The organism is Neobittarella massiliensis (ex Bilen et al. 2018) (assembly GCF_014269355.1).
Lineage (GTDB): Bacteria > Bacillota > Clostridia > Oscillospirales > Ruminococcaceae > Neobittarella > Neobittarella massiliensis.
On sequence record NZ_JACOGI010000001.1, the window covers coordinates 108,690 to 125,338 of the forward strand.

General features: G+C 55.9%; 15 protein-coding genes and 1 tRNA gene. 9 read left to right on the forward strand and 7 right to left on the reverse strand.

Features of this window, described 5'->3' with window-relative positions; translation table 11 throughout:
* Nucleotides 1–2 precede the first annotated feature (2 nt).
* Nucleotides 3–84: transfer RNA gene (locus H8K20_RS00575), tRNA-Leu, on the forward strand.
* A 335-nt stretch (nucleotides 85–419) separates the two neighbouring features.
* On the opposite strand, the gene H8K20_RS00580 is transcribed toward H8K20_RS00575, so the two are convergent.
* Nucleotides 420–1,853: an ADP-ribosylglycohydrolase family protein gene (locus tag H8K20_RS00580; protein WP_186487151.1), complete on the reverse strand. Its 1,434-nt coding sequence runs from the start codon at nucleotides 1,851–1,853 to the stop codon at nucleotides 420–422.
* Between the two features lie 266 nt (nucleotides 1,854–2,119).
* On the reverse strand, nucleotides 2,120–3,112 hold the full coding sequence (locus H8K20_RS00585) for a LacI family DNA-binding transcriptional regulator (RefSeq protein ID WP_186487153.1): 993 nt from the start codon (nucleotides 3,110–3,112) through the stop codon (nucleotides 2,120–2,122).
* Nucleotides 3,113–3,657: 545 nt separating this feature from the next.
* Here H8K20_RS00585 and H8K20_RS00590 point away from each other — a divergent pair.
* From H8K20_RS00590 to H8K20_RS00610, 6 genes are all read left to right on the forward strand, one after another.
* Nucleotides 3,658–4,785 carry an aldo/keto reductase gene (locus H8K20_RS00590; protein ID WP_186487155.1) on the forward strand — a complete coding sequence of 376 codons (1,128 nt, stop codon included), beginning with the start codon at nucleotides 3,658–3,660 and terminating at the stop codon, nucleotides 4,783–4,785.
* A 534-nt stretch (nucleotides 4,786–5,319) separates the two neighbouring features.
* The gene (locus H8K20_RS13960; protein ID WP_279287398.1) at nucleotides 5,320–5,451 is read left to right on the forward strand and encodes a hypothetical protein; all 132 of its coding nucleotides are present in this window, start codon (nucleotides 5,320–5,322) and stop codon (nucleotides 5,449–5,451) included.
* 234 nt (nucleotides 5,452–5,685) lie between these two features.
* Nucleotides 5,686–6,270: a hypothetical protein gene (locus H8K20_RS00595; RefSeq protein WP_186487157.1), complete on the forward strand. Its 585-nt coding sequence runs from the start codon at nucleotides 5,686–5,688 to the stop codon at nucleotides 6,268–6,270.
* A 307-nt stretch (nucleotides 6,271–6,577) separates the two neighbouring features.
* Nucleotides 6,578–6,883, forward strand: coding sequence for a hypothetical protein (locus H8K20_RS00600; protein WP_154866098.1), 306 nt, complete (start codon nucleotides 6,578–6,580; stop codon nucleotides 6,881–6,883).
* Between the two features lie 358 nt (nucleotides 6,884–7,241).
* On the forward strand, nucleotides 7,242–8,606 hold the full coding sequence (locus tag H8K20_RS00605; RefSeq protein ID WP_186487159.1) for a MurT ligase domain-containing protein: 1,365 nt from the start codon (nucleotides 7,242–7,244) through the stop codon (nucleotides 8,604–8,606).
* A gap of 1 nt (nucleotide 8,607) precedes the next feature.
* Nucleotides 8,608–9,324, forward strand: coding sequence for a hypothetical protein (locus H8K20_RS00610; protein ID WP_186487161.1), 717 nt, complete (start codon nucleotides 8,608–8,610; stop codon nucleotides 9,322–9,324).
* Between the two features lie 544 nt (nucleotides 9,325–9,868).
* On the opposite strand, the gene H8K20_RS00615 is transcribed toward H8K20_RS00610, so the two are convergent.
* The 5 genes from H8K20_RS00615 to H8K20_RS00635 form a co-directional block, all read right to left on the reverse strand.
* A complete protein-coding gene (locus H8K20_RS00615) occupies nucleotides 9,869–10,222 on the reverse strand; it encodes a NifB/NifX family molybdenum-iron cluster-binding protein (RefSeq protein WP_186487162.1) in 354 nt (117 codons plus the stop codon).
* Between the two features lie 5 nt (nucleotides 10,223–10,227).
* Nucleotides 10,228–11,076 carry an Mrp/NBP35 family ATP-binding protein gene (locus H8K20_RS00620; protein ID WP_105203238.1) on the reverse strand — a complete coding sequence of 283 codons (849 nt, stop codon included), beginning with the start codon at nucleotides 11,074–11,076 and terminating at the stop codon, nucleotides 10,228–10,230.
* An 85-nt stretch (nucleotides 11,077–11,161) separates the two neighbouring features.
* Nucleotides 11,162–11,503, reverse strand: a complete 342-nt coding sequence (locus H8K20_RS00625) for a DUF134 domain-containing protein (protein ID WP_105203239.1) — start codon at nucleotides 11,501–11,503, stop codon at nucleotides 11,162–11,164.
* A 111-nt stretch (nucleotides 11,504–11,614) separates the two neighbouring features.
* Nucleotides 11,615–11,827 carry a hypothetical protein gene (locus H8K20_RS00630; RefSeq protein WP_105203240.1) on the reverse strand — a complete coding sequence of 71 codons (213 nt, stop codon included), beginning with the start codon at nucleotides 11,825–11,827 and terminating at the stop codon, nucleotides 11,615–11,617.
* 332 nt (nucleotides 11,828–12,159) lie between these two features.
* Nucleotides 12,160–14,253: a glutamine synthetase III family protein gene (locus H8K20_RS00635; protein ID WP_186487163.1), complete on the reverse strand. Its 2,094-nt coding sequence runs from the start codon at nucleotides 14,251–14,253 to the stop codon at nucleotides 12,160–12,162.
* Nucleotides 14,254–14,697: 444 nt separating this feature from the next.
* Between H8K20_RS00635 and H8K20_RS00640 the strand changes: the two genes are divergently transcribed.
* Nucleotides 14,698–16,017, forward strand: coding sequence for a glutamine synthetase family protein (locus H8K20_RS00640; protein WP_154866093.1), 1,320 nt, complete (start codon nucleotides 14,698–14,700; stop codon nucleotides 16,015–16,017).
* 36 nt (nucleotides 16,018–16,053) lie between these two features.
* Entirely contained in the window at nucleotides 16,054–16,623 is a 570-nt protein-coding gene (locus H8K20_RS00645) for an ANTAR domain-containing response regulator (protein ID WP_186487164.1), read from the forward strand.
* The last annotated feature ends 26 nt before the right edge of the window (nucleotides 16,624–16,649 follow it).

Sequence of the window (16,649 nt, forward strand, 5' to 3'; positions counted from 1 at the left end):
TTGCGGGAGTGGCGGAATGGCAGACGCGCTGGTCTTAGGAGCCAGTACTTCGGTGTGTGGGTTCAAGTCCCATCTCCCGCACCAAACTGATATGATCCGGATTTTTCCCAATTGGGGAGGAGTTCGGATCTTTATTTTGCTCTAAAGAGCTGTAGACAAAAGCTGTGAGGCGGTATCTATTCGATATCGCCTCACAGCTTGATGTAAGTCTATTTTAACTCCCCATTTTAGCCGGAATCGAGCTTTGAATATCCTGCTGCCTTTGGGAGAAGCCGTTACCTGTTCTTCCCTCACTTTAAAATATGAGCACAGGCTCCTGCGGGCACGATTTTCATCGGTACCGGTTTGTCCTTCCGCAGCATTGTTCGTGATGGTATAGCGACAGGATCGATGCTATCTGCCACAATGATGCAAAAGGTTTACGCAAAGGTTTCGCTGTAACGGTATTCATCTTTTATCTCGGTGTTTGGTGTGACCTCCCGTTTGGCAATTTTGAATGTCCGCTCTGCCAGATCTTCAATACGGTTCATCTCCTCGCCGAGCACCGTACTTCCCAAGCGCCCACCGAGGGGCATCGTCCATTTTTCTTCGATGCCCGCAGTGCCCAGGAGCGTCCCCATGATCGCACCTACCACCGCGGCATTGGAGTCGGTATCAAAGGCAAACGATACACAGTTTCCGATCGCCCGTGAAAAATCACCACCCGAATGTAGCAGGGAAAGCACCACGATTTTTTCGTTGGGAACAATGTGGCACCACTCGAATATATTGTATTCATCGTGCTGGTTATGTAGCGCTTCTATAGACTCCTCGAGTGTCATCCCACTGTCGAATTCGGCGATCGCGGAGCGCACGGCTTTGGTGAGCCTGGAGTTCTCAGGGATCTCCGCAAGCCCCGCTTCTATGATCTCGCGCACATCCGTAAGATGCATGGCAGCTGCTACCATGGCTGCTGTAAACATCTCGCCGTAGATGCCATTTCTCGTATGAGATACGCAAGCATCCCGAAAAGCTGCTTCGGCGGCGGCCACGGTATTGCCGGGATTCACCCAACCGAACATCTCCGCTCTGATTTGCGCCCCCACCCACTCTCTATAAGGATTTTGGAAGGTGGCAGTCGCGGGAGCAGACAGCCCTCGGAGCACATTTTTATAGGCTATTCGTTCCGCCGTAAAACACAGCCCAGCTGGGACCCAGTTGATCCATGCAAACAGCACATCACCAGGGTCAAAATCGTACCCAAACTCCTCCATGAGTTTCAGATTGAGTACAGTATAGTTGGTGTCATCGTCCGTAGGCGCATACCCCTTCAGCTCGTCGATCCACGGCTGTTTGATCAGAGGCGAACCCGTCTTGATGTTGTATTTTTCGATCATGTCCGGGGTAAAGTCTTTGGTGGATACATAGCGATTTACGGGATAGTTGCCTATTTCTTTTAACATATTGAGGAGGTTCTCATGCTTCCAAAACTCGAGGGGCTTGCCGAGAAGACAGCCGACGATTCTTCCCGTCCAGCCTCCAAGGATGCGATCCTTGATGGTCTTATCCGGTATGTTGGCGATTTCCCGCTTTTTTTCAGGCCGCTCTTGCAGAATTTCCTCGTAGACCGACGGCTCAACATGATCCGTTTTTTCCTTGATCGGCGCTTCCCGCATCTTCCTTTCCAGGGCATAAGCGACCTCAAGATCGCCAATGGAATCCTGCCGGTCGTCCGAGTAGAATCTTTTTTGTATGGCTTTACACACCTCCTCTAGATGCGCAACGTCGCGCCCCTCATCTCGCGCCTGCTGCCAATCGTAATACACGCGGGCAGTATACAGGGCAAACATGTCGTTCTCCATAAAATGTTTCATACTTTCTCTGGGAGCAATATGTGAAAGTATCGCTCCCCCTCCTTAAATAATTTTTTATTCCACTGCTGATAAACAGCAAAATAGCGAAAATATAGGGGATACAGCCCAAAATCTATGCTGGGTGGTGAAACGTCGTCAGGGTAAGCCTTGTGGCCAAACAGCGGGCAAAAACAAGGACCACCATGCCGGAGAGAAGAGGGGCGTTGCCGGCTGGCACCGCGGCAAAATATATCATGTAAGTTCACACAAATAAAAACATTGGACTCTTATACGGATTTTCGTGACACGATCTCACAGTCAATGAATTTTTCGCCCAGGGGAACATCGTTTTGGATCCGGGACATCAGCATTTCTGCACTCTCAACGCCCACTTCGCGGCCGTGCAGGTCCACAGTTGTGAGGGGGGGATTGAGATATTGGGAAATAGAGATATTATCGATACCGACCACCTTGATGTCTTCGGGTACACGCAAGCGCTTTTCGCTGAGGGCAAGAAGCGCGCCTGCTGCGATCAGGTCGTTGCCACACAAGACCCCATCGATGCACCCGCCAGCGAAAAGGCTCGCGATCCCATGGAGTCCTGTTTCGGAGCTAAAATCGCCCTGTTGGTATATGAGATCTGCACGGATCTCCCGGCCACAGTCTTTTAGGGCATTTATATAGCCCTCAATACGGGTGGAACCGGTGGAGGGGGAGGGACCGATATAGGAGATCTGACGGCAGCCTTTGCGGATGAGTAGTTCAGTGGCCTTATAGGCTGCCGCATGGGAGTTGACATCGACGATACCTACATCAGATATGTCTGTGGAAAAACCGTGGTCGACAACAACAATTGGGATTTTGAATTGCGAGATAGATTCCGCATTCTCAGAAGATAGGCTGCGCAGAAAGATGATCCCATCAACCATTTTTGAGCGCAGGAAACGAAAACTATCCAGCTCTGAGGATTTCTCTGTATCGGTATTACAAATGAGAACGCTGATACCTTTTGCCCTACATGCCGATTCGATCCCAGTTACAATTTTAGCGATATAAGGGTCGGCTATATCATAGGTAACGACCCCGATCATATTGCTGCTCTTACGCCGCAGTCCCTTGGCGATCTCATTGGGAACATAGTGGTACTTCTGAACGATCCCCAATACTCTTTCTCTGGTCGCTTCACTGATATGCATGTCCACGTTGTTCAATATTTTAGAAACCGTTGTGATAGAAACGCCAGCTTCCATCGCGATATCTTTCATCGTTTTTTTCTTCAATTTCTACCCCTCACAATCAATTTATATAAAAGTTATTGTAGGTTAACGTTATAGGTAAACGTTTCCCTAAATCTTTATTGTCATTATAGATACGATCACGTAACTTGTCTAGTGATTATGTGCACAGGAATCGCCATATGCGTTTGTGGATAATCACATGCTGCCTATTGTGTCAATTGCTCCACCCATCTAGTTGGCGGTCAAGTGGGGGGATGGCTCCATAACAGAATTCCTCCTGTTGTAAATACTTATCCTGATAGAGAAGAAACGACTTCCGTTTATGATGGACGGTGGGAAAGTTTTATTTTGAACATGCTTATAACGTGTCTTACAATGAATAAGGCGGCTGCCCGTACTGGGCCGCCGCCTTGTTTCCCTTTTCGTAGATCCGCGTCTGCTGCACAGAGCTTCACCTGCCAGCAGGCGTTTGACAAAATTTTTCGGTATCACTTGACTTGGAGCCCACTCCAGGTGTTACTATAAATTAACACAGGTGAAACAGTACGCCCCGATGTCGGGACTGCCCCAAACAGGAGGTTTACAGGATGGAAAGACCGGTAAAAAAATTGGGCTTTGGCTTGATGCGCATGCCCGTGCGCGACGCCGCTGACCAGACCAGCGTAGATATGACCCAGGTCGAGCAGATGGTAGATACATTTTTACAGCGCGGTTTTACGTATTTCGATACCGCCTATATGTACCACGCCTTTCACAGCGAAGAGGTCCTGCGCGAGGCGCTGGTCAAACGGCACCCGCGAGATGCCTTTACCGTAGCCACCAAAATGCCCATCATGTTTTTAAAAAAGGAAGAGGATCAGCAGCGTATCTTCGATGAACAACTCGAAAAATGTGGTGTGGAGTACTTCGATTACTACCTGCTGCACAATCTCAATGTGTCCCACTACCAGATCGCGCAGAAGTTTCACAGCTTCGACTTTATCAGCCAGAAAAAAGCAGAGGGGAAGATCCGCCATATCGGTTTTTCTTTCCACGACAATGCCCAGCTGCTCGACGAGATCCTGACCGCTCACCCCGAGGTGGAATTCGTGCAGCTGCAGCTCAACTATCTCGATTGGGACAATCCCAGCATTCAGTCGGGCGCCTGCTACCAGGTAGCGCAAAAGCACGGCAAGCCGGTCATCGTTATGGAGCCGGTAAAAGGCGGTACGCTGGCCGAAGTGCCCCCCAGTGCCAAAGAGCTCTTCACCCGTTTTGCGCCGCAAAATTCGGTCCCGTCATGGGCCATTCGCTTTGCCGCCAGCTTAGAGGGGGTCATGGTGGTGCTCAGCGGCATGTCCAGCCTGCCGCAGCTGCTCGATAATACCGGCTATATGCAGCAGTTTATTCCCCTCAGCGATGAAGAGCAGGCGGTGGTGCGCCAGGCAGTAGACCTGATTAGCGCCGCCATCGCCGTCCCCTGTACCGGCTGTCGCTACTGCGTCGACGGCTGCCCCAAACAGATCCCCATCCCCCAGTATTTTGCCCTCTATAACGCTGAGAAGCAGGCCCTCAATAAGGGATTTTCCACCCAACAGGTCTACTATAATAACTATACCAAAACAGCCGGCAAAGCCTCCGACTGTATCGGCTGCAAACAGTGTGAGCGCAGCTGTCCCCAGCATATCGAGATCGTGCGCCACCTGAAAGAAGTGGCGGCGACTTTCGAAAAATAAGCAGACCTGACCAACTATCTGATAAAAGGCGGCATTCCTTAGGGGGTGCCGCCTCTTGTATGTGCGCACAGATTGCGCATAGATAGAGGTATACAATACAGCCATTTTAAGGTCTCACCCGGCGGCTTGGGTGGTCTTGATAGGGATACTGGTGATGCAAAAGGACAAAAAGCACAGCCTTGACATCAGCGTCAGATCGTTTGTCACTGCACCCATTATGCTGCTGGTGCCCATGGTGGCCACCTATGCGCTGACGCTGCTTATTCCCATCGGCAGCTATCAGCAGCAAATGCAGGTGGGGCAACAGGTGATGGTGGCGGATACCTATCACCAGGTAGCAGGGGGGACTGCTCTTTTGGAAGTGACTGCTGTCGCCGCTTTTCGTGTTGACGGCTCAAGGCGGTGGCACCATTTTGGCTATCATTGCCTTTCTGCTCATCGTGGGCGGCACCTTCCACAACCTCGGCCGGGGCGGGATCATCTCCTATATGCTGAAAAAGATCGTGTGGCGTTACCGAGAGCCGGTAGTACACATTGCTGTGCTGTATCACCCTGTTTTTTATGGCGCTGGGGGCACTGGTGGGCAGCTTTGAGGAATGTGTGCCGCTGGTGCCTATTGCTGTGGCACTGGCGGTGTCAGTGGTGGGGATAGCCTTACCGGTATGAGCATAAACCTGCTGGCGGTGGGCTGTGGGTATTTTTCCGGTGTCTACCACCCAGTTACGTGGGGGTAGCGCAAAGATCGGCTGGACTACCGCTATTTTCCAGTATCGACTTGCGGCTGCTTACCTTTTTCCTCTTCTGTCTGGCTCTGGCTATCTTTCTGGTGCGCTGTGCTAAAAAGACCAGAAAGCCCGCCCCAGGCAGTGCAGCGGCGCCACTTTTTTCCGCCAGTGGCAGATGGAACGGGGCCTACGGACCTTCGTCGGCGCATTAGTCGGCGGTATAGCGCTCATTTTGCTCTCGCTTTTTCCGGCGCTGCAAGTAGCGCTCATACCGTTCGTCGCGCTGGTATTTCTGGCGGTCGGTGTGCTGCCCACCAAGCCGTGCAGTATCGGCTGGGACCGGTTGGAGGGCACGATTCGCGGCGGGGCCGTAAGTATCTTGCCGGCAATACTGCTGATCCTGATGGCCAGCTCCGCCAAATACACCTTGACCGAGGGCAAGGTGCTCGATACGGTGCTGTACCGGGCTACCAGCCTTATGCAGCAGCTCCCCATAGGGGTGGCGGTGCTTTTTTTGTACCGCATCGCGCTGATAATGGACTTTTTTATCGCCTCCGATTTAGCCAAAGCCTTTTTACTCATGCGCCTATGGCCGATCTGTGCAGTATCTCGCGGCAGCTCACCGTACTGGCTGATGCTTACGGCGATGGTTTTTCCAATGTGTTTTATGCCACAAACCCTGTGCTGCTTATCGGCTTGGGTCTGGCCGGGGTCAGCGATGGTCGCTGGGCTCGCTGGAGCGGTAAATTCCAGCAGGTAGTGCTGGAATTTACCGGCGGCCTAGTGGTCTGTTGCTATGGGGGCAGGTAGAGGGATATGCGTAAAATAGATGAAAAGGCGCTTTACCCATCGGGGCAGAGCGCCTTTTGCCCTGTTTTGGGCGTTGCTGATAAGACATCGATCACCTAAAAGACGGCGTAGTCCTGATTTGGTGGAGTTTTGCGTGATAAAGTGCTAAAAAGTTCATAAAGTAGCCCTTGTAATCTACCGGATACAGGCATACAATGAAACCAGAAATTGGAAACACCTTGCCGATCCGGGGACCACCGCGAAAAGGAGGTATCACGATGGAATTCAAAAAAATGTATCCGCAATGTATGGCGTTGGGGCGAATTTACAAGATCGTCTCGCTGCGCGTACATGTGACCGGTGCAACTGCCGCCGAGCTGCAGTTTGCCGAGCAGCACCCCTATCTGGCCAACACACAAATGCTGCTCTTTGCCAGAAAGCTGGGCCGCATGACCACCGATATCGATGACATCGTGGCCGACCTGCTGCTGGTGGTAGATCCCGGCGACTGGCGGGAGCTGCAGGGCCAGCCCCTGCCTCTGCCGCTGCAGCAGGCGTGGTACCAGGGGTATGTCGCCGCTTGACGGTGGCAGATCAAATGCGTGCAGGGCCCACTCCCCAAAACGGGGAGCGGGCCCTGACTTTTGGCCGTTCTAGCAGATTTTTTTGATAGCTGTGCAGAGTGGCGCTACCGGTATAAAATAGGGCATACTTACCGGTAATTCCATATCTGCTAAAACAGGGCGACAAAAAGCGACTGTTTATCTTATATTTTTTTAAGAATTGGCAAAATATCTGGCATGTCAACAGGCAAAATGCTATGATAGTAAGGCAGACATGGCTGCGATCGGCCAAGATCGGGTCTGCCGCCCGGCTATTTGGAAGTAGCGGGGCACTAATTGAGTAATGGAGTATGAAAAAGGCATGAAAGAGAAGAGGACTTTGCGCTTTATTTTTGCCCTGTGGGTGGCTAAAGCCATGAAGTTGGCCCTAAAGCTGCTGGGCCGTAACGGCACCTACCTGCCGGGCAACACCGCAATCCGCCTGTGCCCCAACTTTTTGGGGCAGGTGGGCAAACCAAAAACCGTCATCGGCGTTACCGGCACCAACGGCAAGACCACGGTTTCCAACCTGGTGGGTGATGTACTCGAAAAAAGCGGGTATACCCCCATTGGCAACCGGTTCGGCTCCAACACCAACGCCGGTATCGCCACCGTACTGCTAGATAGCTGTGGGCTTTTGGGCAGCAGCAAAAAAGAGCTGGCCGTGCTGGAGATCGATGAGCGCATGGCCCCGAAGATACTGCCCTATGTACATCTCGACTACCTGGTCATCACCAATCTGTTCCGTGACTCGTACAAGCGCAACGCCCACGTAGACTTTATCTCCTCGATCTTGCAGAGCAACATCGCCCCCGATACCAAGCTCATCTTAAATGGCGAGGATCTGGTCAGCAATCACCTGTGCCCGCAAAACAGCCGGGTGTATTTTGGCATTGCCGCCGGCGACGCCAAGAGTACCAGTCAGGGCAACATCATTCACGATATCCTGGTCTGCCCGCAGTGTGGGGCCAAGCTCCAGTTCGAGTATATCCGCTATAATCACATCGGCCGTGCCCACTGCCCCAACTGCGATTTCGGCTCGCCCGATCTCGATTATGCAGTGCAGGATATCGACTATCAGCGCCACCTGCTACAGATCGATACGCCCTCTGGACGGCAGACCTATCGGCTGGTGGGCGACAACATCACCGACATCTACAACACCGTCACTGCTGTGGCGCTCCTGTCCGAGCTGGGTCTCAGCCAGCAAAAGATCACCGCCGCCTTCGACGCCATGCAGATCGTCAAGACCCGTTTTGAGGAGGACATCGTGGGCGATAAGCGGGTGGTGATGATGCTGGCCAAAGGCCAAAACCCCATCGCCTGCTCCCGTGTGTTCGACTTTGTGCGCCATCAGCCGGGTAAAAAGGCGGTGGTGCTGCTCAACTATGATTACTTCGACAAACAGGAGACCTCCGAGAATATCGCCTGGCTGTTCGACACTGATTTTGAGTTTTTAGATCACCCCGATATAAATCAGGTGCTCTGCGTAGGGGTGCGGGCGCTGGATTACCAGCTGCGCTGCCTGATGGCCGGCATACCCGCCGACCGGGCACAGGCCTGTCCGCAGGATGAACGGGCTGCCGATATGCTGCGGCTCGACGAGGTAGACACCGTATTCATCCTAAATGATCTGTATACTTACGATGTGTCGGTCGCGCTGCAAAAAAAGATACTGGAAAAACTGCAGAAAGGGGTGGCCTGAGATGAAGATCGAAGTTCTGTTCCCCGAAATGTGCAATCTGTTCGGCGACTCCAGCAACATGAAGTACCTGCAGCAGTGTTTGCCCCAGGCCGAGTTCGTCTATACCTCGTTTGACAGCGAACCGGCTTTTGTCACCGAGGAGGTGGCGCTGGTCTATATCGGCGCCATGACCGAGCGCGCCCAGCAGAAGATCGCCGATAAACTGCAGCCCTACCAAGCGCGCATCTGTCAGCTCATCGATGGGCAGAAGACCATCTTTTTAGCCACTGGAAACGCCTGCGAGGTGTTTTTTGATTACATGGAGAACGAGGATGGCACCCGCGATCAGGGGTTGGGCGTTTTCGCCGGCTTTTATGCCAAGCGCGACCTGTTTCACCGCTATAATGGTCTGGTCTGGGGCACCTTCGAGGACATGGATATCATCGGCTTTAAGACCCAGTTCACCATGGCTTATGGCGACAACGAAAATTGCGCTTTCATGCCGGTCAACCGGGGCATCGGCCTCAACAAACAGTCTCGGTTAGAAGGGGTGCGCCGCGGCAGCTTTTACGGTACCTATTTGGTGGGACCACTGCTGGTGCTCAACCCGCCCTTTACCCGCTACCTGCTTGGCAAAATGGGAGTAGAACAGCCGCAGCTGGCCTACCCTGAAGTAGTGGAGCAGGCCTATCAGCAGCGCCTGGCCGAGTTTAAAGATCCCAAAGTACAGTACGAATAAAAAAGCACAGTAAGAAGCGGCAGCTCTGCACTCAGCAGAGCTGCCGCTTCTTTTCGGTCTCAGCACAAAAAATCTAAAAAGGAAATAACATAACGACTGGCAGAGCCCATGCGCGCTGTGTGGCTCTGCCGGCGGGTAGCTAATAGACCCGCCAATATCTATGCGATGGCGGCTGCTGGCAGCAAATAGATACTGGTATCTGCATGTCTTTTCTCTTCCGGTCGTCTGTGCCGGCACCGGCTGCCGCGGCCACCTTGTTTTAGCATGCGAGTACCGGCCACGCAGTGCAGGTGATCGCTGCACTTTGTCTCCACTGCGCTGCAGACGCCGGTCTGCTGCTCTGGCAGCAGTATACTACCTGGAGCCCGCTCCAGGTCAAGGCCCCGCGCGCATCGTTTGCAAAAAGGTTGCGGTCTCCTCACAATTTATTAAAAAACAGGGCAGAGACCAGCGGCTCCTGCCGCCCGGTCTCCGCCCTGTGGTGGTCTGTCTTTATTTGTTTTGCCGACCGTGCCGGCGCACTGTAAACGAGTGTGGCCGCACTTTATGCGTGGTGATGTCCGCCGCAGTTACACTGGCCGGTACCGGTGGGCTGCAAGATGCCGTCGAGGTAACTGCTCACCACCTGGTGGATGTCGCCGGTCACGCCGCCCAGCACCAAAATACCAACAGCGGCCAGCTTGTCCCGGGCGCCTTGGCCCATGCCACCGCAGATGACCAGGTCCACGCCATTTTGCTTGAGCATATCGCCCAGCTGATTGTGGTCGTGCACCGGGTTGATCACGGTACGGGTACCGGTCACCTGGCGGTCATCCGAGATAGAAAACAGGGTAAAATCACGGGTCTTGCCAAAATGGGCCGAGACCTGTCCGTCTAAAGTGGGGATCGCAATGGTCATTGTCTCTAGGCCTCCTCTTTGATCAACTTTTCAGCTACGTCGCAGGCGCGCTGCAAATAGGGCATCTGCACGTACTCTACCCGGCCGGCGTCGCACAGGGCGGGCACCGCGGGATCGATGGGCAGCTGGGCCAGCAGCGGAATGCCAAACTGGTCGGCTACGTGCTGGGTGCGTCCCTCGCCGAAGATGTGGATCTTCTTGCCGCAGTCCGGGCACTCCACATAGCTCATGTTTTCGATCAGTCCCAGGGTGGGGATGTGCATGGCGCCGGCCATGTTTAGCGCCTTCGACACGATCATCGACACCAGGTCCTGCGGGGTGGTGACCACCATCACGCCGTCGACGGGGATTGACTGGAACACCGTCAGCGGCACGTCACCGGTTCCCGGCGGCAGGTCGACGAACATAAAATCTACGTCTTTCCAGATCACGTCGGTCCAAAACTGTTTGACTACGCCAGCCAGCACCGGACCGCGCCAGATGACCGGGGTGTCCTCGGTCTCCAGTAGCATGTTCGACGAGATGACCTGGGTGCCTTTCTCGCTGACTGCGGGGTAGATACCGATCTCGTCGGAATAGGCGCGCTGATGGATGCCAAATACCTTGGGAATAGAGGGGCCGGTGATGTCGGCGTCCAGCACAGCGGTCTTATAGCCGCGGCGGGCCATCTCCACTGCCAGCATCGAGGTGACCAGGCTCTTGCCTACGCCGCCTTTGCCGCTGGCAACGGCGATCACTTTTTTAATAGAGCTCAGCTGATGGGGTTTCTCCAAAAAGCTGGCCGGGTCCTGTTTGCGGGAGGGACAGTTCTCGCCGCAGGAGGAACAGTCGTGGGTACAATTCTGTTCTGCCATAGTTTCATCTCCATTTTTTTACATCTCCTGCCGGCTAAAGCACCGGCAGGGGCAAGACGGCCGGTCAGAGACCCTGCCGCCCGATCTACCTCATCTGGCAAAAGGTACAGTTTTTACACATCTTTTGGCAGCCGCGGCCCTCCCGCACCAGTTCGTACTGGCCGCCCTCGATATACAGGGCCCGGGCATTGATCAGCGCGTCGGCCACCTTTTGGCGGGCCGCCGCCAAAATGCGCTGATAGGTCCCGCGGGAGATGTTCATCTCGGCCGCGCCGGCTAATTGGTCCAGCCCTTCCAGGTCAGATAGGCGCAGGGCCTCGGCCTCCTCCAGCGTGATGCGCAGGGGTGTGCCCTCTGCTACGGCCGGGCCAAACTGGCGGCAAGCCGGCTCAAAACAGACCCGGCGGCACTTCTTTACCGGCGGCATGGCACTCCCCCCTTATCCGTGTAAACTGCAAAATGTGCGTAGTGTGCATATGCACACTACGCACATTATACGCCGCTGCCAGATCGAAGTCAATAGGCCTGGTAGAGCCAGTTATTGGTCGCCTTTCTTCTTTTTGATCACCGCAAACACGACTCCGGCCACAATGACCACTCCGGCCACGATCAGCGCGATCACCACCGGCGACAGCCCTTTCTGCGCTGCCGCCTCGTCGCCGGTGGCCACACCGGCAGCCAGCACACCGCTAAACAATGCCGGGCAGGCGCACCCCAGCGCCACCAGCAGGCCCATCCATCTCTTTTTCATATTGGTATCCTCCTCAACAAAAGCAGGCCCCTTCTCGTATGCCTACCAGTATAGCATCTGCCGGCATCCGGCGCAACGGCCGTGGGAACACTGCGGCCAAAAGCCGTCCATCACGCGATAAGAGGCGGTCACATCCAAATAGAAAAAGAGCCTCGGGGAGGAGACTCTTTTTCTATTTGGATGGGTGGGAAAAGAAGAGAGTGCCACCCTGCCGCATACAGGTATCGCTCTCCTGACAGGATCTCTCTAACTTTGGGGCGATATCGGGCGGCAGGCAGCCGTTTTATATACGGTAGGTTTTTACCGGGGGTTTTGGGTGCCGAACGGGACTTTTATACGCTAAACAGCAGTTCTTCGTAGGTGGGGTAGGGCCAACTGGTGCGGGGCAGCAGCGTCTCCATCTCGTCGGCTACCGCCCGCATCTCCTGCATGGCGGCAAACACGCTTCGGCGGTAGTGCTGGGCCAGCTCCAGCGAGTCACTGCAGTTGCCGCCCTCCAGCAGTGCACTGTCCAGCCGCTCAACTTTGCGATAAAGGCAGTCGCTCAGCGCGCAGAGCTGGCGCAGAGTATCCTGCTCATAGGTGCAGGGCAAGCCGTCGTCTACCGCCTTTTTGGTCGCGATAGCTGCCGACAGAGTAGAGGTATAGCCGCTCACAGCCGGCAAAATATCCCGTTTGGCCATCTCCAGCATAGTCAGCGCCTCAATGCCCAACACCTTGGTGTACTCTTCCAGCATGATCTCGTAGCGGGCGCGCAGCTCACATGCAGAAAACACCTTGTGCCGGGTGTACAGCGCAACATTTTTTGGGGCTACCAGTGCCGGCAGCGCGTCGGCGGTCGATTTTAAGTTCGACAGCCCGCGCCGCTCGGCCTCGTCGCTCCAGTCGCCGGCGTAGCCGTTGCCGCCAAACAAGATGCGGCCGTGTTCTTTTAAAGTAGTGCGCAACAGGCTGTTGAGGGCGGTGTCAAAGTCATCGGCCTCCTCCAGCGTATCGGCAAAGCGGCACAGTGCCTCGGCCACGATGGTATTGAGTACCGTGTTGGGCCCCGAGGGGGAGATCGCCGAGCCCGGCATGCGGAATTCGAACTTATTGCCGGTAAAGGCAAACGGAGAGGTGCGGTTGCGGTCGGTGGTGTCCTGTGGGATCTTGGGCAGCACGTGCACACCGGTGCGCATCACGCTGCGCTCGCTCTGTACATACCGCTCACCGCGCTCAATGGCCCCCAGTACTGCCGAAAGTTCGTCGCCCACAAACATCGAGATGATGGCCGGAGGCGCCTCGTTGCCGCCCAGCCGGTGGTCGTTGCCCGCCGTGGCCACCGCCGCCCGCAACAGGTCCTGGTACTCGTCCACCGCCAAGATCACTGCACACAAAAACAGCAGGAACTGGGCATTTTCGTGGGGGGTGTCGCCCGGGTCGAGCAGGTTGATACCGGTATTGGTCGTCAGCGACCAGTTGTTGTGCTTGCCCGAGCCGTTGATACCGGCAAACGGTTTTTCGTGCAGCAGGCAGCACATACCGTGCCGGTCGGCCACCTTTTTCATATACTCCATCATCAGCTGGTTCTGGTCGGCGGCGATGTTGGCAGTGGTAAACACCGGGGCCAGCTCGTGCTGGGCGGGGGCCACTTCGTTGTGCTCAGTCTTGGAAAAAATGCCAAGCCTCCACAATTCCCGGTCCAAATCGGCCATAAAGGCGGCTACCCGCGGCTTTAGAGCGCCAAAGTAGTGGTCGTCCAGTTCCTGTCCCTTGGGCGGCTTGGCGCCAAACAGTGTGCGCCCGGTAAAGCGCAGGTCCGGCCGCCGCCAGTAGAGCGCCTTATCGATGAGAAAATACTCCTGCTCACAGCCCACCGTAGTGTTTACCCGGCGCACATAGTCGTTGCCAAACAGCTTCATTATGCGCATGGCCTGCCGGTTGAGCGCCTCCATCGAGCGCAGCAGCGGTGTTTTTTTGTCCAGTGCATGGCCGCCGTACGAGCAAAAAGCGGTGGGGATGCAGAGCGTGTCGTCTTTGATAAAGGCGTAGGAGGTCGGGTCCCAGGCGGTGTAGCCCCGGGCCTCAAAGGTGGCCCGCAGCCCGCCGGAGGGAAAGCTGGAGGCGTCGGGTTCACCTTTGATGAGCTCTCTGCCCGAAAACTCCAAGATCGGGCGCCCCGATATCCCGTCGGGGGCCAAAAAACTCTCGTGCTTTTCGGCCGTGATGCCGGTCATGGGCTGAAACCAGTGGGTAAAATGGGTGGCCCCCTTTTCGGTAGCCCAATCTTTCATGGCGTTGGCCACTACATTGGCCACGCTGCGGTCTAAACTCCGTCCGTCGCAAATGGTCCGCTGCAGAGCCCGGTAGGTCTCTTGGGGCAGTCGCTCGCGCATAGCGCTGTCGCCAAAAACCATACTGCCAAAAGTATCGCTGATATGCGCCATCGAAATTCCTCCTCGTGTGTCGCCGGCGCCTGCTTGCCGCTCTCCCCACGCAAAAAAGGCGCCGGGGCCATGCGGCCCGCAGCGCCTTTGCTGTTTTTCCATGGATGCAGTATAAACCCCGTCCGGCGCGTTGTCAACAGTTTTTTTGCAGCAAAATTTCGCTATCCCCAAAGACCGTCACCCGCCCCTTTTAGGTAAAAGGCGACGTCACTATTACACAGTTTTTTCGCATTTTTGTTGTGCAGACTTATTGACAACCGATCTTGCGGGCGGTATACTTCTGATATCGTGAATAATGTGTGGACAAAGGTGTTCATCTTAGAGGGGCAGCAGTGGCCGGTGCCCCCCTGGGTGAGCACTCTTTTTTTGTGGATATAGCGCCGCTGCCGGCGGCTCATATGCAGTGTGTCGGGCAGCGCCCCGGTACAGAAAGGCGGGTAGAGAATGGATTATACCGTGCAGGAGATCTTGCAGTTCGTCGAGGAAAACGACGTCAAATTCGTGCGGCTGGCATTTTGTGATATGTTCGGCTCTCTTAAAAATATTGCCATCATGGCCGGCGAATTGCCCCGCGCCTTTGCCGACGGCATCAGCTTCGACGCCTCGGCAGTAGAGGGCTTTATGAACGTCGAGGAATCCGACCTGTTTTTGTTTCCCGACCCGTCCACCATGGCCATTTTGCCATGGAGACCCCAGCAGGGGCGGGTACTGCGCTTTTACTGTGATATCCGTCACCCCGACGGCCGCACCTTCGACGGCGACGGCCGGGCGCTGCTGAGGCGGGCGGTGGCCGATCTCGAACAGGCCGGTTACCGCTGCCAGATCGGGGCCGAGTGCGAGTTTTACCTGTTCGAGACCGACGAACACCAAAACCCCACCGGTACCCCCCACGATCGCGCCGGCTATTTCGATACCGCCCCCATGGACCGGGGGGAGAACATCCGCCGCGAGATCTGCCTCACCATGGAGGAGATGGGCCTGCGCCCCGAGAGCTCTCACCACGAGCAGGGTCCGGGCCAAAACGAGGTGGATTTTGCCTATACCGGTGCCCTGACCGCCGCCGACAATCTGGTCACCTTCAAGTCGCTGGTGCGGGTGCTGGCCGCGCAAAACGGCCTGTATGCCTCCTTTATGCCCAAGCCGCTCAAAAAGCATAGCGGCAGCGGCCTGCACGTGAACATGTCGCTGCAAAAAGACGGGCAAAATATCTTTGTCCCCGCCGGCCAGGGGCATTCTCCCCAAGCCGAGAGCTTTATCGCCGGCATTCTGGACCGCATCGCCGAGATCACGCTCTTTTGCAATCCGCTCACCAATTCCTATCGGCGTCTGGGCGCTTTCGAGGCCCCCAAATACATCAGCTGGTCGCACCAGAACCGCTCCCAGCTCATTCGCATCCCCGCCGCGCAGGGCGAGAAGGCGCGCATGGAGCTGCGCTCGCCCGATCCGTCCTGCAACCCCTACGTGGTGTTTGCCCTGCTCATCTGGGCGGGCTTGGAGGGGATCGTGCAGCAAAAGCCGCTGGGCGCCCCGCTCGATCTAAACACCTACAGTGCCGACAAAGCGGCCCTGAGCGGCGTGCAGCCGCTGCCCGACAGCTTGGGCCGGGCGCTGCAGCTGGCCCAACAGTCCGATTTTGTGCGCGAGCACCTGCCGGCGCGGATGATCCGCCAAATGGTAGATGCCAAGCGCCGCAGCTGGGAGGGCTGCACCAGCGCCGAGGACCGCGACCGGTATGAGCGCGACCGCTACTTCTACTATATTTAAGGGCGGTCAGCCAGCTAAAAAAGGGGGGAACAGCAGATGCAGGCACTCATCGTATCCGGCGCCGACGCCCAGCACGCCCAACCGCTCGGCGCACTGCTCAAAACAGCCGGTTATGCGCGCATCTTGGTGGCCGGTTCCGGCGGTGCCGCCCGGCGGCAGCTGGATCAGGCCGAGTTCGATCTGGTGCTCATCTGCGCCCCGCTGCCCGACGAGTACGGCCACGAGCTGGCCATACAGCTGGCCGAGAGCAGTACCGGCGGGGTAGTGCTGGCGGTCCGGCGGGAGGAGTACGGCGATATCGCCCCCCGGGTAGAGCCCTACGGTGTACTGGTGGCCGACAGCCCGCTGAGCCGGCCGCAATTTTTGCGGGTGCTGCGCATGGCCGCCGGCCAGCGCTACCGCCTGCAGGGCCTGCACCGCGAAAACGTAAAATTGCACGGTCGCATCCAGGAGATCCGATTGGTCGACCGTGCCAAATGCGCCTTGATCCAATACCTGGATATGACCGAGCCCCAGGCCCACCGCTATATCGAAAAACAGGCTATGGATCTGCGCATCACCCGCGGCCAGGTGGCCAAAAACATCCTCAAGACCTACGAGAACTGAGCGGCAGAAAGTCCGCACGGCCATAT